17 protein-coding genes are annotated in these 24840 nt (G+C 38.1%); 9 read left to right on the top strand and 8 right to left on the bottom strand.

Features of this window, described 5'->3' with window-relative positions; genetic code table 11:
- Window positions 1-664 precede the first annotated feature (664 nt).
- Window positions 665-1348 carry an EAL domain-containing protein gene (locus JP39_RS08815; protein WP_041500382.1) on the bottom strand — a complete coding sequence of 228 codons (684 nt, stop codon included), beginning with the start codon at window positions 1346-1348 and terminating at the stop codon, window positions 665-667.
- A 66-nt stretch (window positions 1349-1414) separates the two neighbouring features.
- Window positions 1415-1849: a GNAT family N-acetyltransferase gene (locus JP39_RS08810; RefSeq protein WP_041500383.1), complete on the bottom strand. Its 435-nt coding sequence runs from the start codon at window positions 1847-1849 to the stop codon at window positions 1415-1417.
- 201 nt (window positions 1850-2050) lie between these two features.
- On the opposite strand from JP39_RS08810, the gene JP39_RS08805 reads away from it, so the two are divergent.
- A complete protein-coding gene (locus JP39_RS08805) occupies window positions 2051-3397 on the top strand; it encodes an FAD-dependent oxidoreductase (RefSeq protein WP_041500385.1) in 1347 nt (448 codons plus the stop codon).
- A gap of 1552 nt (window positions 3398-4949) precedes the next feature.
- Here JP39_RS08805 and fba read toward each other — a convergent pair.
- The gene (gene fba / locus JP39_RS08800) at window positions 4950-5819 is read right to left on the bottom strand and encodes a class II fructose-1,6-bisphosphate aldolase (protein ID WP_041500386.1); all 870 of its coding nucleotides are present in this window, start codon (window positions 5817-5819) and stop codon (window positions 4950-4952) included.
- Between the two features lie 973 nt (window positions 5820-6792).
- Here fba and wecB point away from each other — a divergent pair.
- Window positions 6793-7935, top strand: a complete 1143-nt coding sequence (gene wecB, locus JP39_RS08795) for a non-hydrolyzing UDP-N-acetylglucosamine 2-epimerase (RefSeq protein ID WP_041500388.1) — start codon at window positions 6793-6795, stop codon at window positions 7933-7935.
- A gap of 518 nt (window positions 7936-8453) precedes the next feature.
- Here wecB and JP39_RS08790 read toward each other — a convergent pair.
- Together JP39_RS08790 and JP39_RS08785 are read right to left on the bottom strand one after the other, a co-directional pair.
- The gene (locus JP39_RS08790) at window positions 8454-8912 is read right to left on the bottom strand and encodes a GtrA family protein (RefSeq protein WP_041500389.1); all 459 of its coding nucleotides are present in this window, start codon (window positions 8910-8912) and stop codon (window positions 8454-8456) included.
- 2 nt (window positions 8913-8914) lie between these two features.
- Complete coding sequence (locus JP39_RS08785) at window positions 8915-9370, bottom strand: flavodoxin (protein ID WP_041500390.1); 456 nt, start codon at window positions 9368-9370, stop codon at window positions 8915-8917.
- Between the two features lie 736 nt (window positions 9371-10106).
- Here JP39_RS08785 and map point away from each other — a divergent pair.
- From map to galU, 3 genes are read left to right on the top strand one after another with little or no spacing between them, the layout of a single operon-like run.
- Window positions 10107-10901: a type I methionyl aminopeptidase gene (gene map, locus JP39_RS08780; protein ID WP_041500392.1), complete on the top strand. Its 795-nt coding sequence runs from the start codon at window positions 10107-10109 to the stop codon at window positions 10899-10901.
- 15 nt (window positions 10902-10916) lie between these two features.
- Window positions 10917-11876: a YihY/virulence factor BrkB family protein gene (locus JP39_RS08775; RefSeq protein ID WP_041500394.1), complete on the top strand. Its 960-nt coding sequence runs from the start codon at window positions 10917-10919 to the stop codon at window positions 11874-11876.
- Window positions 11876-12784, top strand: a complete 909-nt coding sequence (gene galU, locus JP39_RS08770) for a UTP--glucose-1-phosphate uridylyltransferase GalU (RefSeq protein ID WP_041500397.1) — start codon at window positions 11876-11878, stop codon at window positions 12782-12784. Before JP39_RS08775 ends, galU begins: the two co-directional genes overlap by 1 nt.
- 577 nt (window positions 12785-13361) lie before the next feature.
- Here the strand turns inward: galU and JP39_RS08765 are convergent.
- Window positions 13362-13646: a hypothetical protein gene (locus JP39_RS08765; RefSeq protein ID WP_041500398.1), complete on the bottom strand. Its 285-nt coding sequence runs from the start codon at window positions 13644-13646 to the stop codon at window positions 13362-13364.
- A gap of 93 nt (window positions 13647-13739) precedes the next feature.
- Between JP39_RS08765 and JP39_RS08760 the strand changes: the two genes are divergently transcribed.
- Genes JP39_RS08760 through JP39_RS08750 form a run of 3 tightly spaced genes read left to right on the top strand, consistent with a single transcriptional unit; the run spans window position 13740 to window position 17286 of the window.
- Complete coding sequence (locus tag JP39_RS08760; RefSeq protein WP_041500400.1) at window positions 13740-14894, top strand: thiolase family protein; 1155 nt, start codon at window positions 13740-13742, stop codon at window positions 14892-14894.
- The gene (locus tag JP39_RS08755) at window positions 14891-16132 is read left to right on the top strand and encodes a hydroxymethylglutaryl-CoA reductase, degradative (RefSeq protein WP_041500401.1); all 1242 of its coding nucleotides are present in this window, start codon (window positions 14891-14893) and stop codon (window positions 16130-16132) included. The genes JP39_RS08760 and JP39_RS08755 overlap by 4 nt, the downstream gene beginning before the upstream one ends.
- Window positions 16132-17286, top strand: a complete 1155-nt coding sequence (locus tag JP39_RS08750; RefSeq protein ID WP_041500403.1) for a hydroxymethylglutaryl-CoA synthase — start codon at window positions 16132-16134, stop codon at window positions 17284-17286. The genes JP39_RS08755 and JP39_RS08750 overlap by 1 nt, the downstream gene beginning before the upstream one ends.
- Before the next feature lie 1678 nt (window positions 17287-18964).
- Here the strand turns inward: JP39_RS08750 and JP39_RS08745 are convergent.
- Window positions 18965-19765 carry an SLAP domain-containing protein gene (locus tag JP39_RS08745; RefSeq protein ID WP_041500405.1) on the bottom strand — a complete coding sequence of 267 codons (801 nt, stop codon included), beginning with the start codon at window positions 19763-19765 and terminating at the stop codon, window positions 18965-18967.
- Window positions 19766-19940: 175 nt separating this feature from the next.
- Window positions 19941-20420, bottom strand: coding sequence for a nucleoside 2-deoxyribosyltransferase (locus JP39_RS08740; RefSeq protein ID WP_041500407.1), 480 nt, complete (start codon window positions 20418-20420; stop codon window positions 19941-19943).
- A gap of 1192 nt (window positions 20421-21612) precedes the next feature.
- On the opposite strand from JP39_RS08740, the gene JP39_RS08735 reads away from it, so the two are divergent.
- On the top strand, window positions 21613-24786 hold the full coding sequence (locus JP39_RS08735) for an L-type lectin family protein (protein ID WP_041500408.1): 3174 nt from the start codon (window positions 21613-21615) through the stop codon (window positions 24784-24786).
- Window positions 24787-24840 lie beyond the last annotated feature (54 nt).

Raw genomic sequence — 24840 nt, 5'->3', positions numbered from 1 at the left:
TTAATCTTTGTTCGGAGCTTTTTGTGTATGATGCCGCCGGAGATTTCCAGAGATGGCAGCCTGCGCTGGGACCGGTCCGAGCCGAAAGGCGGTCTCGGGCCTCGATTTTGAGCCTTGCAAAAGCGGCAAGTTTCAAAAGTCGTCCTAGTGTTGTAAGAACGAGAAGTTCGCTCGTCCTAACGACACTTCCCACTGCTGGCTGCCATCTCTGGAAATCTCCGGCTAGTGTATTTTTTTCGTTAGATTGAATTGTTTTAAGGTTAATAAATAATTCAATTATTATTTAGATAGTTTCGAACATGATACTAATATTACTTTCGTATATTTGGACAGATGATTTATTTGTTCGAAATATTAATGAACCTTGAAGCCTTTGTGTAGGAACATTAAATCATCCTAAGTTGTACAGACTAAGTTCAATTTAAATCAGTCACCCAAAAGAGAAAGAGCCGAAAAATGCCAGAGAATTCACCCGCAGTGCAAGTAATATAAGGACGTGAGTCCTTATATTACAGGACGACTTTTGAGACTTCGGCTCAAAAGCGAGGCCCGAGACCGCACTTCGGCTCGGACCGGTCCCACAGCAGGTGAAATTCTCTGGCATCTTTCGGCGGCAGTGAACGGAAAATAAAAAAATTGCAGATATATAATTATCTGCAATCGGTTAAAACTTATTATCGTCTGGCTTTAATTTAAGTAGGCGAGGCTTGCCATAGAAGTAACCTTGTCTGAGGTCAATCTTCAATGAATCGGCTAATGCGTCATCGTGGTCATCTTCAATACCTTCCAAAATAAAGCGAAGGTTATTTTTATTGCTGAAATCACGCCAGAAGATTACTTTCTTTTCGATGTCTGGATCGCGTAATTTCTCACCAAAGTTTTGGATGGCAAACTTGATTTCTGAAGCTAATGGAACTAGTTCTTGAATATTGTCCAATTGGTTAACACCGGTACCACAGTCATCGAGACTGAAGTCCATACCGTAATTGATAAATTCTTTGATCAAAGGCACTAGTTCAGAATTTGGCCAGTCTTGGTCTGGTGTATCCTCAGTTAACTCAACTACCAAACGCAATGGTCGCAAAATACTCTGGGCTTCGATAATGGCATCGCGGACTTCTTTATCCATTAATTGGTTACGGTTGATATTAACTGAAACTGAACCAATTTTTAGTGACAATAATTTGGTTGTCGCAATTAAAAGTGAAGCCATTGTATGTGAAGGCACGTCGGAAAAATTAGCGGGTGGACGCCAACCTTCGGCAGTCTTTTTTTTCATCAATAATTCATAGCCGATTAGCGAATTATTAACTTTGTCTAGTTGGGGCTGAATAAAAAATCTATACATGCTCAACCTCCTTTACAGCATTCCCTATATTTCTAAGCGGTTATTTCAACACTAAATGTAATACTACTACAACTTAAGTTTCATGTCATGATGAAGTATCCCGACTTCGGTATATTGTTCACCAACAACTTCAAAACCTAACTTTTTATAGAAAGCTTGAGCGTGATCTTGAGCTCCTAAAATTGCATAAGAATAATTATGTTCACGTGCATATTTAATGATAATTTCGATTAATTCCGAACCGAGATGTTGCTGACGAAAGTCCTTTAAAACGGCGACACGTTGAATGTGAACACCGTTATCTTCAGTGGGAGAGAAACGGGCAGTAGCGACTGCTTGATTATCGAGATAAATATTAAAATAAGTACATTTATTTTCTGAATCATCAATTTCTAAATTTTGTGGTACATGCTGCTCTTTGACGAAAACAGCTTTTCTAATTTTTAGACTATCTTGGTAGATGTCTGAATCAGCGCCACGGCTGTGTTTAATTTCCTTCATAGCAATCTCCATTTTAAAAAAGTCAATACAATCTAATTATATTACAAAATTAGGAAGAAAAATGTTCGATATTTAATATAAAAATTTACGATTTCTTGGAAGTGAAATAAACTTCGATTGATATAATTTAGGTATGTGTTGTGGTATGCTGTAAAGAATGAAAGCTAGTATAAAATGGTACTTAAGAGGAGGAACCGACTGGTGAAAGTTATTGTTGTCGGATGTACACATGCTGGTACAGCTGCAGTTGAACAGATACTAAAGAAGCATCCTGAAACAGATGTAACTGTCTACGAACGTGAAGATAATATCGCGTTTCTATCATGTGGAATTGCGTTGTATTTAGGAAGAATCGTCAATCATCTTGAGGACATGTTTTATGCTGACCCTACCACGCTTGAGGGCTATGGTGCTAAAGTCCATATGAAACATAACGTTTTAAAAATAGACTCAAAAAACAAAAAGGTCATTGTTCAAAACTTAGAAACTCAAGAAATTGTTGAAGATACTTACGATAAATTAATTATGACGACTGGTTCTGAGGTTGGTATTCCACCAATTGGTGGAATGGACAATCCAAGAGTCCTCTTGTGTAAGAGTTACGATCAAGCTAAGAAGATTTATGAATCAGCTTTAAATTACCCTAGCATTGCTATTGTTGGTGCTGGGTATGTTGGCGTGGAGTTAGCTGAAAGTTATGCCAACACAGTTCATGATGTAACTTTGATTCAATCACGTGAACAAATTTTGAATAACTACGTTGATGATGGTTTGTCAGAAACTATCATTGAAAAATTAAAAGATCATGATGTTAAAGTTCGCTTGGGTGAACGTGTCGCTGAGATTGAGGATGGCGAGCAATTAACAATCAAGACTAAAGCAGGTCATGCCTATAAAGCCGACCTAGTCATTGTCTGTACCGGTTTCTTTGCCAATACCGACTTATTACGTGGTCAAGTTCAAATGGACGGCTACGGTGCTATTATCGTCAATGATTACATGCAAACATCAGACCCTGATATTTATGGTGCCGGTGATTCTTGTGTTGTTAAATTTAATCCAACTGGTGAATTGAAATATATTCCACTAGCCACTCAAGCCGTTCGTCAAGGGACCCTGGCAGGTATCAATATTTTTGGCGATATCCGTAAGTATATGGGAACTCAAGCAACGACCGGAATGGAAATCTTTGGTTATACTTTAGCCGAAACAGGCTTAACTTTGAAAAAGGCCCTAGCTAATGGGATGAATGCGGATTGCGTAGTTTACCACGACTACTATCGTCCAAGTTATATGCCAACGACCGACATGCTGACAATTTATCTTATCTATGATAAAGATACGAGAAAGGTACTTGGTGCTCAGTTATTCAGTAAGCATGAAGTAGCTCAATCAGCTAATGCCATTTCAATCTGTATTCAAAATGAAAATACAATCGACGATTTAGCCTTTGTTGATATGTTGTTCCAACCAAATTACGATAATCCATTTAATTATCTAAACTTGGTTGCTCAACAAGCAATTGCTAAAGAAGACGACGAAAATTAAATGTAAGTAATGTTAGATCATCGAGCAATCGGTGGTCTATTTTTTTTTGTTTTTTGAAATATGCCGCCTCCGGTTGTCAGTAATACAGTTACGCTATGGGGACCGGCTCGAGCCAGAGTGCGGTCTCGACCCTCGATTTTGAGCTTCGCAAAGTACGCGAATCTCAAAAGTCGTCCCGTGGTGTAATGGCTAAAGCCATAACGCCACCTCCACAGCGTACTGTATTACTGACAACCGGAGGCTAGTTGATTTAATCTAATTTTTTTTAATTGAATGGTATGCAATGTTATTTCTTTGTAAATTTAATGTTGGCCCTACAAGTTTAAAGAATGAAATAATTGAGCAAAATATTATATAAAAAAACAATTTTGTTATCCTTTTTAAAGACAAGAGCCGGGGGATTTCAGAGATTGAGACAGCTGTGCAAGTGGAGTTAGGGATTTATCCCTTACTCCACCGACGTATTTTGAAATTCGAGTGATTTTCTCGAAGTTCAAAATCGAGATTCGAGACCATGGCTCGAATCGGTCGCATAGCAGGCTCAAATCTCTGAAATTCCCCGGCGGCAGTGAACAGTAAGAAACCAAGAAAAAAGCATAACAAAAAGACCAGCAGGCGGGGAACCCACTGATCTATTTTATATGGTTGATTTTGGATAGAGGCAAGAAATTAATTATTCGTCATTGAATGATGGGGTATTCAATGAATCGGGGAGATTATTATGGTCCGTTGTATTTGGGCAAACTTAAGAAATGAGTTTTTTTCTCCTCTATCGCATTGTAATTGGGAGTTACAAAAAATCAACTAAGTATCTAGAATAAGCATCTAGTCATAGAATTATATAAAATGAATCTTTTCTATACGGGAGGCAGATAGGCTTTGATAACTTATTCCAGATGTTAACAAAGTTGCTATTTTAGCCCCTCCTTTCTCTATGTTAGCGCTTTCTTTATTGGTACAAACATAGTATAGCAACTTTTTGTAAATTTCACAATATAAATAATTGTGAAATTTTATATTTTTTTGATGCCAAAAGCTAGATAGGACGGTAGTTATAAGGTGATAGGGCGTCTTTAAATAGATTTTTATTTATTTGAAAATATTTCACAATCAAAATAATGTTTTTAGAAAACTGGCTATAGACGAATAGTATTCTTAATGTCGGTTGGCAATTAATGTGTAGTGATAGTTAAATATTCCGTCTACAGAACTGGGAAATATTCTCGAGCTGTGCGGAACGGTCCGAGCCAGAATGCGGTCTCGAACCACGGCACACAAATATTTCCCAGCTCTTCCGACTAATTAATCTATATCAATTGAGCGTAAGAGTATTCGAGTGGATATGGGTATCTAAATATGTATAAGTTCTGGTAACTGCAGGTGATAATTGAGTTAAAGAATCAGAAAGAGGAGATGACTAACACTATAATTTGTTTAAATGTTTAGAGTTCATTGTTAAAATCCTTTATTCGAATACTGCCAGCTCAGGAGACAAAGAAGAGCACAAAAAAAGACAGGAACCAAAGTTCCTGTCTTTTTATTAATCAAATTATTACTTGATTGAAGGTGTACCGAACCATTCGATACGTTCCTTAGTTGTGTCAGTAATAGCCTTTGTACCAGGTGCAAGCAATTTACGAGGATCGTAACCCTTAGCATCGATATCTTGGTCTTTGCCGGCTTCGATATATTCACGAGTTGCCTTAGCGAATGACAATTGTAATTCAGTATTAACGTTAACCTTTGAAATACCCATTGAGATAGCCTTAACGATTTGTTCCTTAGGGATACCTGAACCACCATGAAGAACAAGTGGTGTTGAGATTTCAGCAGCTAATTCTTGTAGACGGTCGAAGCTCAAACCTTTCCAGTTGTCAGGGTAAACACCATGGATGTTACCAATACCAACAGCAAGGTAGTCAACGCCAGTAGCAGCAAGTGTCTTAGCTTCTTCAACATCAGCTAATTCACCAAGACCAGTAATACCATCTTCAGTACCACCGATTGAACCAACTTCAGCTTCAACAGACATACCCTTAGCGTGAGCTAATTTAACGATTTCCTTTGTCTTTTCAAGGTTTTCGTCGAATGGTAAGTCATGGCCATCGAACATAACTGAGTTGTAACCAACTTCGATACATTCCTTAGCAGCTTCGTAGTTACCGTGATCCAAGTGCATTACAACTGGAACTGTAATACCCATTGATTTGATTGTGTCTTGTACAAGGTGTAGACATAGTTCGTAACCACCCATATACTTAGCAGCACCCATTGATGTTTGAACCAAGATAGGTGTATTTGTTTCTTGGGCAGCAGCTAAAATGCCACGAGTCCATTCCAAGTCGTTGATGTTAAAAGCACCAACAGCGTATTTGCCTTTACGGGCGTTGTTGAAAATTTCGTTACCGTTTGTTAAAACCATCGATAATCCTCCAAAAATTTCATTCATTTATTTGAATACATTAGTAATTTTAACTCAAAGTGAATAAAATTAATACATCTTTTAACAAAACTATTTCAGTAAGCGCTTTATCTAAAATGAAAATACATGTAAAAGGCTAATAGGTATAGGATTATTAAAATTATTAGAATATACCACCAATTTTTTTGGTACCGGGATTTAATCACAGTGTTGTAAATTGACATGACCGCGAAGAAAGCAACGAGGGTTGTTAGGATGCTTAAAATAACTAAAAGAGTTAGATTTATCATAATGGTTCATTATAAACATAAGTTTTCATAAAATAGTAGAAAATGTTTGGGGTTGGGTGCCGCCAGAGGTTGTGAGGGATGGAGCCTGCTGTGGGACCGGCTCGAGCCGAAGTGCGGTCTCGACCCTCGATTTTGAACTTCGCAAAGTACGCGAATTTCAAAATACGTCCTGTGGTGTAAGACCGGAAAATCGCCGGCCTAACACCACTGCCACTGCGGGCTCCATCCCTCACAACCTCTGGCTAATGTATTTGGGGCTGATTTGATATTACTTAATGTATATAGTGTCATGTTGGATTGATGTCATACTTTATGGATTACATATATTTGATTTGAAAGTTGTGTTGGCTACCGATAACTTATAGCATTCGGTATTATTTATAAATTCGTGTTCAAAGTTTTAGGTAGAAGTAATGAAACTGACCAGAAAAATGAGGCGGAAGGGATAAGAATATTTACCAGCTATGGGTGTGGCGTTATTGCTTTAGCAATTACACCACCGGGCGCGTTTGGAGACTTACCGAACTTTGGTAAGGCTTCAAACCGAGGTTCGAGACCGCACTGTGGCTCGAGCCGGTCCGCATAGCAGGTAAATATTTCTTATCCCTGGAGACGGGAAAACACTACCTATATTAATAACCCCAACTTTGATATACTGGAACTAATTTATTGAGGTGATAATTTTGGATAAAATTAAAGTTATGACTGTTTTTGGTACGAGACCAGAAGCAATTAAAATGGCACCGCTAGTTTTGAAATTGAAGCAAAATAGTGACCGTTTTGAGACTGTTACTGTAGTGACAGCCCAACATCGTGAGATGCTTGATTCCGTTTTGGAAATTTTTAATATTAAGCCAGATTACGATTTGAATATTATGAAGGAACGCCAAACGCTTAGTGGTATCACTGGTTTGGTTCTTAAAGAATTAGATAGCATTATTGAAAAAGAAAAGCCTGATATCGTGTTAGTTCATGGCGATACAACGACAACATTTAGTGCCGCATTATCAGCTTTCTACCATCAAACAGCGATTGGACACGTTGAAGCTGGTTTGAGAACTTGGAATAAGTACTCACCATGGCCAGAAGAAATGAACCGTCAAATGACTGACGATTTAACGGATATTTACTTTGCACCAACAACTGAAAGTAAAGCTAATTTGTTGAAGGAAAATCACAAGGAAGACCATATTTTCGTAACTGGTAATACGGCCATTGATGCCTTGAGAAGTACCGTTCACAAAGATTATCATCACGACGTTATGGACGTTATCGATCCAGATAAAAAGATGATTTTAATCACAATGCACCGTCGTGAAAATCAAGGTGAACCAATGAAACAAGTTTTCCGTGCTATGAAGAAAGTTGTGGAAAAACATGACGATATTGAACTAGTTTACCCAGTTCACTTGAATCCAGTTGTGCAAAAGACAGCTAAAGATATTTTAGGCGACGTTGACCGTGTACATTTGATCGAACCATTAGATGTAGTGGACTTTCATAATTTAGCATCAAGAAGTTACTTCATCATGACCGATTCCGGTGGTGTTCAAGAAGAGGCTCCATCATTAGGCAAGCCAGTATTGGTATTGCGTGATACAACTGAACGTCCAGAAGGTGTTACAGCTGGAACCTTGAAACTAGTCGGAACAGATGCCGAAGTAGTCGAAAGAGAAATGACACGTTTAATTGAAGACAAAGCCGAATACGATAGAATGGCAAATGCCAAGAATCCATATGGTGACGGAAAAGCATCAGACAGAATTCTTGATTCATTGAGCTACTATTTCAAGCAAACAACAGACCGTCCTAGCGAATTTGAATAGGATCCGTCTCCAGAGCAGAGAGTATTCACCTGCTATGCGGACCGGATCGAGCCACAGTTCGGTCTCAATCCTCGGTTTGAAGCCTTACCAAAGTACGGTAAGTCTCCAAACACGCCCGGTGGTGTAAGAGCTAAAGCTCTAACGCCACACCCACAGCGGGTGAATACTCTCTGCTCTTCCAACTAATTTATTAAATGAGTGTTTACATATAATCTATTTTTATTTAAGACAAAATATCATTAAGTGGTGTTTTGTCTTTTTTACCATGTTATTTTAAGTATCAAACCAACAAATAAGCGAAGAGTAAACCAGTCTCATGGGGACAAAAATGCAGTCTGCAATGGAGGTGGCGTTATGGCTTTAGCCATTACACCACAGGACGAGTTTTGAGATTTGCGAACTTTGCAAAGCTCAAAATCGAGGTTCGAGACCGCACTATGGCTCGGACCGGTCCTCATAGCAGAACTGCATTTTTATCCCCATGAGGCGGAATATTCCAAAAAAGAAGCCGAAATGAATTAATACTCATTTCGACTTCTTTTTGATTTTAAATTTTTAAATCTCTCAATCAACTGACGATTATTGTAATTGAAAATCAGTTTAGAAGAGAAGTAGTTGAATAATCCGACAATCACTTGATCGATAGCCTTAATGATCAAGTTGTTCCAAGGAAAAATCAGAACAGCCACAATCATAAAGATGTCATCAAATATCAGTGAGAAAATTCGTGAAACTAGGAAAATGATTCCTTCATGAAAGAGTTTTTTTAAACCTTCCATTTCGGACTTAAACACGTAGAGCTTGGTAACGAAAAAGGAAAAGAAATTGGAAATGAACCAAGCGACCGTGTTAGCTATCCACAAAGGTATGTGGAAATAATTGTGTGAAAGATCAAAGATTCCGATGTTGATGATTGATGCCAAGAACCCGAAGAAACAATACACCCAAAAATTACGATATTTTTTAATAAAATCCATTTTTATAGATCCATTTCTTGTGCCTTTTTATAAATTTCTTCCGCAAAGTTATCGAGATGATCGATGTCATCCTGTTCGGGGTCCAGTTCAACTCTAACGGGTTCAGCACCTTTAGTTGCGCCAACTTTGTCAAAAACTTTGGCAAATTCATCGACAGCTCGGCAAAAATCTTCATAGAAGGTATCGCCAGAGCCACAGACTCCGTAGACTTTTTCACTGAGATTTAAGTCTTGCATATCATCGTAAAAATCTAGAGCTTCATCGGGTACGATTCCTTGATCGTAAGTATAACTAGCAATCACACAAATGTCGGCATCTTCAAAATCAGCGGCGTCGGTTTGAGAAACTTCACTCATATCAACGTCGCAACCAAGTGCTTCAAACTTTTCTGTTAAAACGTATGCGATATCTTCATCGTTACCAGTAATGCTGGCAAAGACAATTTTTACTTTTGTCATATTATATTAACGCCTCATTCATAAATGCATATCTTGAGTAATTATAGCAAAAATCAATAATCGAAAGGTTAAAAGTTGGAAATTATTTTTTATATGCCGCCTTCGGGTGTGAGGGATTGAAGCCTGCTGTGGGACCGACTCGAGCCAAGGGGCGGTCTCGAGTCTCGATTTTGAGCCGAAAACCGCGTCTCAAAATACGTCCTGTTATGTAAGACCGGAAAATCACCGGCCTAACATAACTATCACTGCGGGCTTCATCCCTCACACCCGAAGGCTAGTTTTTTTGTTGGCTGCTGTGGAATTGGTTGGGATTGATTTATTAATAAATAACGGTAACTTAGAATTTCTTGCGACCGATATTTGATTTTTAAAATACTGAACAAAAAATATTTCGCAAAAAATATTTATATCTTCTATAAATGAAACTTTTTTGAACGCACCCAACTAATCTATAAAAAAACGAGCCTCTTGGTTCCAGTGATGGAGAACAGCTGTGCCAGTGGAGTTAGGACTTCAGTCCTTACTCCACCGACGTATTTTGAGATTCGCGAACCATGCGAAGCTCAAAATCGAGGCGCGAGACCTTGGCTCGCACCGGTCGCATAGCGTTCGGAATCACTGGAACCAAGAGGCGGCATCCTTAAATATCCCTCAATACCATATTTTAAAGGCAATTCAAAAACAGCGACAATGTTATAATGAGATTAACATTTTTTTTGAAGGGACATGTTATAAAGTGATTACATTAAAATCTGCAAGAGAAATAGAAGGAATGAGAAAGTCCGGAGAACTGCTTGCCAATACACATATCGGTTTGCGTGACATTATCAAACCAGGAATTTCATCAATGGAAATTGAAAATTTTGCCAACGACTATATCGTTTCACACGGTGGTCGCCCATCAGAAAAAGGCTTCGAAGGCTACAAATACGCTACTTGTGTTTGTGTTAACGATGAAGTAGCTCATGGTATTCCTCGTAAAAACTTGATTTTGAAGAGTGGGGACGTCTTAAAGGTTGACATGACAGTCAACTTGGATGGCTATGAAAGTGATTCATGTTGGACTTATGCGGTTGGAGAACTTTCAGCTGAAGATCAAAAATTAATGGACGTTACTAAAAAAGCCCTTTATTTAGGAATTGACCAAGCCGTTGTTGGTAATCGTTTAGGCGATATTGGTTACGCTATTCAACACTATGTTGAAGATGAAAATCATATGGGTGATGTGCGTGATTTGATTGGACATGGTATCCAGCCTACAATGCACGAAGCTCCAAATGTGCCTCATTATGGTGAACCTGGCCAAGGTTTAAGATTACGTGAAGGTATGACGATTACAATTGAACCAATGGTTAATTTAGGTACATGGGAAATCAAAGATAAGTTTGTCAAAGCTGACGGTTGGGAATATTTTGTTTCCGCTGATGGTACTGATTCCGCTCAATATGAACATACAATTGCGATTACTAAAGATGGTCCTAAAATTCTAACATCACAAGATCCTGAATATGATGCTAAATATCTACTTTAATAATCGGTGTGAATAATGGAAGAAAATACACAGCAGGTACCATTATTTAAACAGTCGATATCTAAACATGAAAAATTTATCGGCTTCGTAAAGTATGTTACACAAGCAGTGAGCGATTCAAATGTACCCATGGCTTCGAAAGCAATTACGTATTATATCCTGTTGTCACTATTTCCAGCTGTCATTGTTATTGGAAATTTGATTCCACTATTACATTTAGATAAACCGACAGTTATCGGCTATATTGAATTTATTTTGCCAGATGACTTGCACCATTACTTGTTGCCGACAATTATTAAGGTTTTATCTAGTTCCAATAGAGGTATCTTGTCAGTTGGTATTCTAGTGTCTCTTTGGGCAATCTCTCGTGGATTAAATATTGCACAAATGACGATGAATGAAGCATACGGTTTGGACGTAAACAGTCTATTTGTTGAAAAAACTTTTTTAAACTATATCATTCGTCGTGGTCTAGCATTTGTTACAACTTTGATGTTAATCGTTATTGCTGTGGCAGCTATTATAACGTTTACATTTGGTCAACTTTTTTTGAACTGGTTGATTCCCTTGCTACGAGTGAATTCTCGCTGGATAGATGAATTTACTAGATGGAAATGGCCCTTTGCAATTGTTATAATGTTTTTGATCATGTTTGCTTTATTTTATTTTTTACCTAATATCCATTTGAAACTTTATTACATTTTAACCGGGACCTTTATTGCCAGTGTCGGTATCTTAGGTCTGTCGCAATTGTTTTCATATTATTTGAAATATTTTGGGTCAGCATGGGACAACTATGGTGCTATCGGCGCGATTATTGTGTTTTTGCTTTGGGTGAATATGTCAGTGACAATCTTTTTATTTGGAAATGCTATTAATGTTGCTTTTGCCGAGTCCTTCGGCGGTCCATATTTAAGGATAAGTACTGGTAGATTAACTAGTTATTTGCAGTCGCATGAAAAGGAGAATAATTAATGAAAGTTAGAAAAGCAATTATACCAGCAGCAGGATTGGGAACAAGATTTTTGCCAGCTACCAAAGCTTTAGCAAAGGAAATGTTACCTATCGTTGATAAGCCAACAATTCAATTTATCGTTGAGGAGGCCAAAGCTTCTGGTATTGAAGATATTTTGATCATTACTGGTAAGAATAAACGTTCAATCGAGGATCACTTTGACTCCGTACCAGAATTGGAACAAAACCTTGAATCAAAGAATAAGACTGAATTATTAAAAGTTGTTCAAGCTACAACTGACTTGGGCGTTAACTTGTACTACAGTCGTCAAGCACATCCAAATGGTTTAGGAGACGCTGTCTCACAAGCCAGATCATTTATCGGTGACGAGCCATTTATCGTTATGCTTGGTGATGATTTGATGAAAGACAAGGTTCCTTTGACAAAGCAATTGATTGATGACTATGAGAAGACTCATGCTTCAACAATTGCCGTTATGAAGGTTCCTGAAAGAGACGTTTCTAAATATGGTGTAATTGACCCAGAAGGCGAAAATGCCCCTGGATTATACAACGTTAAGAAATTCGTTGAAAAGCCAAAAGTTGAAGATGCTCCAAGTAACTTAGCCATTATCGGACGTTACTTGTTAACACCAGAAATTTTTGACCTACTAGCAACTCAAAAACCAGGTGCTGGTAATGAAATTCAATTAACAGACGCTATCGATCGCATGAACAAGACACAAAGAGTCTTCGCCCACGAATTTAAGGGACAAAGATTTGATGTTGGTAACAAGTTTGGTTATGTGAAGACAAACATCGAATATGGATTGACTCACCCAGAAGTAAAGGATGAATTGAAGCCATACATTCTTGATCTTGCTAAACAAATTCAAGCTGAAGATAAGAGTAAGAAAAATACTAAATAATGCTTTGTAATGCCGCCTCCGGGCGCAAAAAAAGTCTACCTGCTGTGGGACCGGTTCGAGCCGAAGTGCGGTCTCGAACCTCGATTTTGAACTTCGCAAAGTGCGCGAATTTCAAAATACGTCCTTGGTAATAGACTGGCAAAATCTTGCCAGTCTATTACCAATTTCACAGCTGGTAGACTTTTTTTGCGCCCTCCGGCTAGATATTTTTTTGATATGTATAATATTAATTATCAACTCTGAATTTATATGTGGTTAAGAAGTATTACAGTAATTGAATGTTTAAAGTTATTTCAAATTTAATGATTAATTGAATATGGATGAATTAATCCGATATTTGGGGGTCTACAAAAATACACTCGAGCACATTAAAAACTCCCAAAAAATACCCTAGCATCCGGTGACAAGTGGTTTGCCAGCAGTGACAGTGGTGTTAGGACGACGAAGTCGTTCTTACAGCACAGACGTATTTTGAGATTTGCGGTCTATGCAAAGCTCAAAATCGAGCTCCGAGACCTTGGCTCGGGGCGGTCTCACAGCAGGCAAAACCACTTGTCACCGGATGCGGCAGTAATCATCACCCCAACAACAAACTATCGTTCGATACTCTAAACCCAAACAATTGTCTCTGCCCAGATTCATCATTATAAAAAACAGGCATTTCGTAATATTCTTTTTTATTGAGCAGAATTAAGAACTCCCAATTTTTTAAACCATGCATTTTAGTGGATGTCTTGAGGATTATTTCATCATCGATAACTTCAAGGTCAACAACAGGTAATCGTTTATCGCCGGTTTCGACGAATATACGGTTATTTTTTTTGAAATCATTTAGTAATAAGATTAAATCAATAGTACGCATAAGAATTTTCCATCACTTTTATTTGTTTTTATTGGTTAATTAAATTATCATTAAGGCTTAAGGATATTCTACCAAGTTTGAAGGGAAAAGATTATGGATCCGATTGTAATTATAGATGCAAAAAGAACTGCTATTGGCAAATTCCGCGGACAATTTGCTGATATGACGGCGGTTGAGTTGGGTAGTCAACTTGTTAAAAAACTACTTAGCCAAAATAAAGTTAACCCTAAGATGGTTGATCAATTTATTTTTGGAAATGTTTATCAAACTGGTATGGGTCAAAATACAGCTCGTCAAATCGAGTTAAATGTAGACGGACGTGTCGACGCAACGGCCATGACCGTCAATCAAGTTTGTGGTTCCGGGATGAAAGCCATTTATGAAGGTGTCTCGGCTATCACTATGGGTAACGCAGAAATTGTTGTTGCCGGTGGTGTAGAAAGCATGTCAAATGCACCATTTTATGCACCAAGAACAGGCAAGATGGAAGTTAGTCCTAAGTTGTCAGATAGTTTGTTCAATGATGGATTGAACGATGCTTTCAATCATTTGCCAATGGGTATCACGGCTGAAAATGTAGCTCGTAAATATCACGTAACTCGTGAACAACAAGATAAATTTGCTTTTGATTCACATCAAAAAGCACATAAGGCTCAAGCAAAATTAGCCAAAGAAATTATTCCGATTGAAGTTAATGGTGAAGAAATTACCACTGATCAATCGATTCGTCCAACAACGACTTTGGAACAAATGGGTCAATTACGAACTGTTTTCGATAAAAAAGGAACAGTTACTGCTGGAAATTCATCGCCAATCAACGATGGTGCTGCTGCCGTAATTTTGATGCGTGAAAGTCGTGCTAAAGAATTAGGTCTCAATTATGTGGCTGAAATTACTGGTTATACAGAAATCGGAATCGACCCCGATTATATGGGTTATGCACCATATTACGCCATCAACAAATACTTTGACCGCTATAAGACAACAGTTGATGACTACGATTTATTTGAAGTCAACGAAGCCTTTGCGGCTCAAGCAGTTGCGGTTAGTCGTGACCTCAAGTTACCTGAGGACCGTTTGAATATTTATGGTGGAGCGATTGCTTTAGGGCATCCACTTGGCGCTACAGGAACTCGAATGATTGCTACTTTGATCAATTCATTGCAACAAGAAGGCAAGCAAAATGGCTTAGCATCACTTTGTATCGGTGGTGGTATGGCAATGGCTATGGGAATCAAATTACTATGAAAATTTACGAAATGACAGATGAGCAACGGATTAAGTATCTGCTTGATGGCGGGTATATTGATGAAACTCAAGCCCAACTATTGCGTGAGCGTCAGACTATTTCAACCGATTTAGCCGACAGTCTCAGTGAAAATCAGGTTGGTAGTTTTAGTTTGCCATATGGTTTTGCGACTGACTTTTTAATTGATGGAACTGATTATTTAGTGCCCATGGTGATTGAAGAGCCTTCAGTTATTGCGGCAGCTTCTAATGCAGCTAAACGTGTCAAAAAAAGTGGTGGCTTTAAAACTTTCCCAACCTCCAGAATCGTCTACGGACAAATTGTTTTGGAAAATGTGACGGCAGCTGAAATTGCTGAGTTGCAACAACATGATTCAGAAATTTTGAAATTTGCTCAGCAAGCTCACCCAAGTTTAATTAAACGTGGCGGTGGGGTCGTTTCTTTGAAGTTCAATCATTACGAACATTTTGAAGAGGTTGAACTAGGAATCGATACCGTTGATGCCATGGGAGCTAATATGGTCAACTCGATTTTGGAAAAGACCGCACATAAGATTGCCTCAATGATTTCTGGGGATGTTTTGTGCAGCATTTTATCCAATAGTGGAGTAGGTCAGGTTATTACAGTAGAAGCAAAAGTTGATTATGAGCAATTAGCTACTAAAACGATGTCTGGCGAGGAAGTTGCTGGTCGGATAGTCAAACTATCAACCTTTGCCAAAGAGTCGGTTAAACGGGCTATTACTCACAATAAAGGCATTATGAATGGTGTCGACGCTGTATTATTGGCAACGGGAAATGATTTTCGTGCTCAAGAAGCAGCTGCACATAGTTTTGCGTTTGAATCTGGGCAGTACCAACCATTTAGTGAGTGGCGTATTGCTGATAATAAATTAGTTGGAACGTTAAAAATGCCAATTGAATTGGGCAGTGTCGGTGGAGCTATCAGGGCTTTACCCATGGCACAGTTGAGTTTAGCAATTATGAAGATTCAAAATAGCCGACAGTTGCAGTCAGTCGTTGGTGCAGTCGGATTAGCTAACAATTTGTCAGCGTTACGAGCTTTGGTCACGACTGGTATTCAAGCGGGACACATGGGATTGCAAAGTAAATCTCTCGCGGTGTCAGCCGGTGCAGTCGGCCCAGAAATCGATCAAGTAGCTCATAAACTGAATCAGACTAAAGATTATACATTGCAGAATGCAGAGAATATTTTATTAGAGTTGAGGAAAAAATAATGGATGTAGGTATTGATAAAATAGGCTTTTATGTACCAAAAGATTATATTGATATTGTGGAGTTAGCTAAAGCTAGGGATGTTGATCCTAATAAATTCACAATTGGTATTGGTCAAGATAAGCAAGCTGTTCCGCAACCTTATCAGGATGCAGTTACACTAGCCGCTAGTTCAGCCGATAGTATTTTAACAACTGACGATAAAAAAGATATTGGTCTATTGATAGTTGGAACAGAGAGCAGTGTCGATGAATCTAAGTCTACAGCCGCTTTCTTAATGGACTTGTTGGATTTACCAGAAGATATCCGTTCATATGAAATTAAACAAGCTTGTTTCGGCGCTACAGCCGGTTTGCAAGCAGCATATGATTTTGTCAGTCTCAATCCGGGTAAAAAGGCCCTAGTTATTGCTAGCGATATTGCTCGTTATGGTATCAAAACTCCCGGTGAAGTTACTCAAGGTGCTGGTTCAGTCGCTATGCTGATCAGTGAAAACCCTCGTGTTTTGAAACTCGACCACAAGTCAGTTTATATGACACGTAACGTTGGTGACTTCTGGCGTCCCACTTTCTCAAAGACAGCATTTGCCCGTGGAAAGTTCTCAAATGAGGTTTATGTCGACTTTTTCACGACGCTTTGGAATAAATTTCAGGCTAAATATGAGGTTACGGCTGATGATTTTTCAACTATGTTATTCCACATTCCTTATACAAAAATGGGAACTAAGGCCTTGCGTACACTAGATGGTAAGTTGTCGGATGAGAAATACGCTGAATTAACAGAACATTATCAAGCCAGTGTTAAATTCAGTCGTGAAGTTGGTAATCTTTACACAGGTTCACTTTATCTCGGACTGTTATCATACCTAGTTAACGCCGCTGAAGCTAACGAAAAGATGCTATTCTTCAGTTATGGTTCAGGTGCTGTTGGCGAAATTTACAGTGGTGAAATCCAACCAGATTTTGAGAAAATTATCGATAAAGACGCTATTTTAGCAATGCTTGATAATCGTCAAAAGATGAGTATTTCTGATTACGAAAAAATGTATGAAGTTGAATATCAAGATGGTACAATCGTTGATCCAGCAGGCGTCGATGCCAAGTTTTATTTGAGTGAAATCAAAGAAAATGAACGACTTTATAAAAAGAATAAATAACCGTTGTAATCGCTTACATAGAATGTTATATTATAGACGTGGTAAGGATGGAATGTCAGGAACTGTAGCCCTAAAAGAATTTGATTGAGAAAGTTTTATCGTTTCTAGGAGATGGTAGGATTAGTAGAAAGCAAAGTAAAATTAAGGTAGTACAGTTCAACGGCATTTTAGGAACTAGTGATAAAAGTTAATATAAGATCGACCTAATTAATGTTAGTCGCACAAAGCTCATTACGTAATTCGCTAGGATCCTTTAGTTGAACAATTCATATAGTAAGATATGTTTTAAGTAGTAAGATTCATTGTAAAGTTTAGATTCATTTTAACGTTGATGAAACTGCAGCAAATTTCATCTTACCACTTATATCTAACTAGGGACTCTCCAAGAGTAGAGTCCTTTTTTAGTGTCCTTATCTCCAGAAATGAGAATATTTACCTGCTATGCGGACCGGGCCGAGCCAAGGTCTCGTCCCTCGGTTTGAAGCCTTACCAAAGTTCGGTAAGTCTCCAAACTCGCCCGGTGGTGTAATTGCTAAAGCAATAACGCCACACCCACAGCTGGTAAATATTCTCATTTCTTCCGACTCTTTGGTATGAACTGATTTAATCGTTTATTTTGATTATGCAGAATAGTAGCACAAAAATATTGTAAACGCTTACCGAGAATGTTATATTATAGATGTGGTAAAGATGAAATGTCAGGAACTGTAGCCCTAAAAATAGTTTGATTAAGAAAGTTTTATCGTTTTAGAGAATGGTAGGATTAGTAAAAAACAAAGGAAAGTTAGAGTCTGTACAGTTCAACGACATTTTTGGAACTAGTGCCAAAAGTTAACATAAGATCGACCTAAAAAGTAGTCGCGCAAACTCAATACATGCTGCGCTAGGATCCATTAGTTGAACAAGCAATACATATTTATAGTAAGATATGTCTCTCAGTAGTAAGATTCATTTAAAGTTTAGATTCATTTTAACGTTGATGAAACTGCAGTAAATTTCATCTTACCACTCATATCTAACTAGGGGCCCCCGGTGTTTGGGGGCTCTTTTTTATTGTGTACTTTTTTGGAATGCCGCCTTCGGGTTCCAGTGATTCCGACCGCTATGCGACCGGTGCGAGCCAAGGTCTCGCACCTCGATTTTGAACTTCGAGAAGTTCGCTCGAATTTCAAAATACGTCGGTGGAGTAAGGGATAAATCCCTAACTCCACTGGCACAGCAGGTCTCCATCACTGGAACCCGAAGGCTAAAGTATCTCAATAATAAAGAGATTTGTTTTTTTAATAGGGCAGTGGATTAGATATAGTCTTTGGTATTCAATTTTCAAGTATTTCATAGTAAAGACCTCGATCTCTAATTTGTATTTAGACCAAGGCTATACTGATTAATTATTTACATATTCAAAACGTTAGTACTATTTATGAAATAAAATGAGTCGGAAGGGATGAGAATATTCACCCGCTATGGGTGTGGCGTTATGGCTTTAGCCATTACACCACCGGGCGAGTTTGGAGACTTACCGTATTTTGGTAAGGCTTCAAACCGAGGTTCGAGACCGTTCTCTGGCTCGGACCGGTCCGCATAGCAGGTGAATATTTCTCATCCCTGGAGATGGCAAACAAAAAAAGGATTGAATCCCTCACAGATTCAATCCTTTTTGATATTCGATTATATTTTATTAGCCAATTACTTGAACGGTAACATTTTGACGGCCAAATTGTAATGCTTGTGAATTAGGCATAGCGATGTCTAATTGGTTAGGGTTACTGTATGCGAAGTAACCTGTATCATTAACAACACGGTCGAATGTTTGACCATTGCTGGCTGTAATTCTTAAGTGTGTACCCTTAGGGAATTTTGATAGATTAGCGGCAACACCACTGTAACCCATGCTTGAACCTAAAACGGCTGGGTCATAGGCTGTAGCATTCATTGTTAGTGTTTGTTTAACGTTGTCATTTGAGAGATAGTCTCCCTTGATCCAACGACTTTTACCAACATCGTACCAAGTTGTACCATTGGCATCAGTTTGGCTTTGGTAAACGTGAACCATATTTCCACCTGTAACTGAATAGCCGTTAAAGCCACCGTTAGGAGCATCATAAAGGTTTACGCCACCGTTAGCTTTAACATACATGTCTTTGTCTAAGGCAACGGCAGGGGCAGTGCTTGAAGAGTCTGTAGCTGCTACCCATGCGTTGTTGGCAACTTGATAGTATGTAACGCCATTAACGTTAGCAATCTTGTTTGTACGCCATGCAGTCTTGTTTTGAAGTCTGGCACCGGCGAAACTCATATTTCCTTGGCTATCTGGAGTTGTGTAAAGTGTAGCTCCGTTAGCATTTGCGATATAAATAACACTACTAGTATCTGACATTGAAACTGTTGCGGCATCTACAGTTTGTGATTGTACGCTTACACCAACAAGTGCAAGTGATGTGACTGTTAATAATGATGCTACGAAATTTTTGATCTTCATTAAAGAGATTCCCCCGAATTTGAAACACGATTTTAAATCTAATTTTCTCAACGGAAGTAATCATATAACGTCTAGACCATGAAATGTTGATTATAACTCAACTGTAAATTAGTTATAACTTAACTGTAAAGGCTACGTAATTGAACTGAAATACAAATGAGTCAAAAAATACAAATTATTTTTCGGTATATTTCTTAATGGCATCTAACATGTCGTCAATATTGTTGACCATAATACCATTCATTTTGATCAAACCAATCGTGTAATTATTGATATATGCAAAAGGATTTTCTCCGATTCCCTTTACAGCCTCAAGCTTTTTGGGGTTCTCGAAACCATGTTGACGTAGGTCAGTATAAACACCAATTACAGGGATTTCTTTACCGTAAGCTACACCAATTTCTGAGGCCACGCCATCGTCCATTGTGTCACCATCAAGAATTGCGACGACTAAATCGGAAGAAAGGAGCTCTTTATTGTCTTCTTGAGCAATTTTAATTGAGTCAGCGTAGTTCATTTTGTCGTTAATATCACCATTTTCTTGGGGAAGATAGACTTCAATATTACCATCCATCTTTCTGATTTTATCAACAACTACTTCATTAAACATTCTGTCGGCTAGGGCAAATAAACCGTTGGCAAAATAAATTTTCATATAAAAATCCCTCTTTCTATTATTTGTTCTGTAATATTTTATCATGGTTGGAATCATAATAATATGAAGGATTTTTTGTATTGGTGGGCTGCCACCGGAAAGCGCAAGATGATGGAGTCTGCTATGGGACCGACTTGAGCCAAGGTCTCAAGTCTCGTTTTGAAGCCTTGCAAGTGCGGCAAGTCTCCAAAGTCGCCCATGGAGTAAGAACGAGAAGTGCACTCGTCCTAACTCCATTTTCATAGCGGACTCCATCACTCGCGCTCTCCGGCTAGGGTATTTTGGGGTGTTTAGCTTTTAATGGTTGTCTAGTTTCTTCTATATATATGAAAATAAAATGAATTGTCTTAATTTAGATATAGATGGAAATTAATTTTAAAATCATAAGTAACTATTCATGTGAGTGAATGACCTTGAGTGTTTATTAATGTTGAGTAAAAGATAAACTAGTCGGAAGATTTGATAGTATTTACTCGCAGTGGAAGTGGTGTTATGGCTTTAGCCATTACACCACCGGGCGAGTTTGGAGACTTACCGTATTTTGGTAAGTCTTCAAAACCGAGGTTCGAGACCGCTTTTTGGCTCGGACCGGTCCGCACAGCAGGGGAATACTATCAAATCTGGAGACGGCATGGCAAAGTCCACTTGGACAAAATTATATAAAACCAGAAAAAAAGCGAATAAAAAATATACCATTAATTATTTTAAAAAATATTCCATTTTTTGATAAATATTTTTGCGAATTCGGATTCCAAAAGAGTATCTAATCAATATACAATGTCTTTGTAAGATACAACTGGTAATGAGCTTTGGTTCTCTTCATAGCCAAGGTATTGAGGACATTGTCAGCGGGATCTTGCTACCTCATTAATTAAGTCGTGGAAACAATATTTCCCCAACTAATTTTCCCAACAATATAACGAAACAAAAAATAGGTCTGACTTCCCCGGTCAGGCTTATTTTTTTGCTATTTTTAAAATTAATTCGTCAATTATATGTATAAGCATTCCAATATTATCGACAGCTAGGAATATTATGAATCTATTCTGAGTACATTGAAACATTTAAATTTAAAAATTTATAATTAGATAAAAATATTTACATTAATTGCTACACAAAAGTGGGGGCTATATGGCATTATATGTATAAAGAATATGTTTATACATATTGTATTGTGAGGGAGGGTTACTTCATGCAAGCAAAAAAGATAATTAAGGGATTAATGTTCTTGTTGTTCGGTATGATAGCTTTTTTTGGCATCTGGCAGAAAACATCGAATTTAGTACAAGCCAGTGTTACCGATGATAATGTTTTAAATGTGCCACCCGGTGGTATTTCTTTACAGGATTATTTCCTTAAAGGATCCTTTAAGGATAACAATGCTACAGTTATGACAAACTCCAATGGTGTTGATGTCGTGAGGTTAACTAATGGTAAAAACCAGACTGGTGCTATTTGGAGTGATAGTAATGCTGCCGATATTGGTGGCAATGGTAAGAATTATTTAAATGTTGATAAAAAACAGACTATAACTATGTGGATGTACTTTGGTACTATTCTTTTACCTGTTGGTATTCCAGACGGAATGGCTTTTGTTTTACAAAATGATGATAATGGTCTAGGTGCTATTTCGAAAAATTCTAAAGGAGAAATAAATCACGGACAGTCATTAGGTGTCTGGGGACTGGATTCTACCACTTCGACGGGATTAACTGGAAAGAATACCATTCAAAGCCAGGCCATTCAAAAGAGCTTTGCTTTGGAGTTTGATACTTATGCAAATATGAATCAAAATCACGATTGGAAAGAAGACGATACTGATGATTCTTTGTTAAATGGTCGTGAAAATTCTTTTGATACTATGCCTTACTCAGGAGACAATTATTATTTAAAGAGACCACATATTGCATGGAATTATCCTGCGGAAGCAGGTACTTATAAGCAACTCAGCTCAAACTTTGGTAGTTTTTTATTTGGAAACTCGATTATGGGAATGTACCATCATTTAGGATCAGATAATAGATATAATGGTGCCGGTATCGATTTTTCATATGGTAAAAATAGCAATAATACTTATCAGGATGCTTGGAATCATATGACGATTGAATATACTCCAGATGGTGATGGCAAGCATGCACAAATACACTATAAGTTTAGAGATAAAAACGTTGATGGAACGGCACGCTTTCCTCTAGTTGACGCTACAGCAGATATTAATTTGGATGAATTTCAATTAAACGGCAGCAATAAGTTGAGATATGGATTCACAGGCTCAACTGGTCCAGATGCTGATATTACTAATGCGATTGTTTTTGAATCAATGCCATCCTTAGTAAATGCTGATGCCAATGCCTATACGGTTGATAAAACTAATAATACGAAGATTAAGACAAAAGATGATACTGATGTCACTTCGGAATCTGGTCAAAATCCTCAACTAATGGATGACCAAGCAAAATCAATGGTTACAGCCACGACCGTCCATCCTAATGATGATTTGACTTTAAACTACATGTTGCATTATCTAAGTGGTGAAGAAGCTACAAATGGGATGAAAGCAACCGTTAAAGTTCCCGATAACGTAACTGTGACACCTGATGCGGACAATAATATTGGTAAAATCTACTATATTAGTAAGCCCGATGATAAAGGTAATGTACAAAAAATGGAGACTAATATTGGTAAAGATAGTTTAGATGACAAGGGTGTTCTGACTTGTGATATTGATACTCTTGGTGATAAGACTGAAGGCAATACCTATTGGGAAACAGCACGTATTGAGCTGAATGCAACCGCTGATAGCCTGCCTGATGGAACCACTAAATTGACTGTACCATCAACTTTGAATACTTTTGAAGGTAAGAACTACAAGGTTAATATTCAACCAGATTCATTCGATATTGTTAAACCTTCGAATACGTTACATATCACGACTGATATGGCAGATCCGACTGAAGTTCAATTAGGCAATATGTTTGATTTAACGGGTACTATCAGCTTTGAACATGAAGAAACTGTAGATAAAAATGACATGTATATTAATTACACAATTGATAATAATCCAACGATTATGAGTCAAGACAGCACTGCTGGAGCTGACTTTACAATTAAAGACCTTGAAACGGGTACTAAATCGGGTCAATTGGATGTTGGTGATCACACGATTAAAGTTCAGGTAATTGATGATAATTACGAGGGTGCTAATGGCAAAGAAACTTTAGCCTCAAATGTTTTGGAATATCACATTAAGGTAACGAATAAGTCTGTTGTCATTACTCCGGAAAAGTCTGAATTAACGGTCAATGACAATGAACCTGTGGAACTTAAAGGAACGTACTTGCATTCCGATGGCAGTTCAACTGTTCCTGAAAATGGTCAGTCGGAAATCTCGTACACAATTACTAATGATGGCGAAGATCCTCAAAAGAAAGTAGTTGAGAACCAAGACAACGATGGTAATTATAAGATTAGCTTGAAGCCATATGCTTATGATAAAGATGAATCTACCTCAATTGACGACTACCAAGGTAACACGGGGCTAAAAGTAGGTAAGAATACTGTAACAATCAGTGTTATCGATGAACAAGGACATAAATCTCAGTCCAAAGATGTCATTGTCAATGTACCCGACATTACGCCAACTTTAACAGCTGATACAACGGATTATAATTTTGTTCAAGGTGAACCGATTAATTTAACGGCCAATATTGGCTATCCAGGGGACTACCAAGTGACTCCTGGTAAGTTGACATGGTACGTGAACGCTAACGGCAACAAGACGATTAGAAGTTATGACGGCGATACATCAGTTGCCACACCGGTTAGTCAGGACTTTACCATCGACCCTGCTGCTAATGGAATGGATAATGGTTCCAAAGAAGGCTACCCAGTTTCAATCTATTACTCGGATCCATATGGGCGTACATCGAAGCCGGTAAATTATAACGTGATCGTACTTGATAAAACTGCTTCATTGGAAAGTGGCGATTATAGTTTCAAGACAGTCAGAGCCAGCCGAATTCCTGATATCGTTCAACGCAATGGCAAGTGGAATCTGTCAGTTAAGAGCGTTATGACGGGATGGACTTTAACTGCTAAAGCCGGCAAGATGGTGAAGGACGCTGGACAAGCTGATGAAGAGACACTCGATGGCAATATGATTTTCATTTCGCCAGAGGATAATAAAACTTATGATTTAGGTAAAGAGACGCTCATTCAAAGCAGTTCAGATAAAAGCGATATTGAAACAACTCATATTGGCGACGATTGGAATGACAACCAAGGTGTTTTATTGGATTTGAATTCCAGTAACGTTGCAGGATTGTATAAAGGCGAAATTGAATGGAATTTAACCAATAGTTTATAGGCTATTTGTTATTGTTTTTTTCAATTCCATCAATTTTGTCTCCTAGAATAAAAG

This window comes from Companilactobacillus heilongjiangensis, from assembly GCF_000831645.3.
GTDB lineage: Bacteria > Bacillota > Bacilli > Lactobacillales > Lactobacillaceae > Companilactobacillus > Companilactobacillus heilongjiangensis.
Note: the sequence above shows the minus strand (reverse complement) of the source record. Positions and strands in the feature narration are given on the sequence as shown.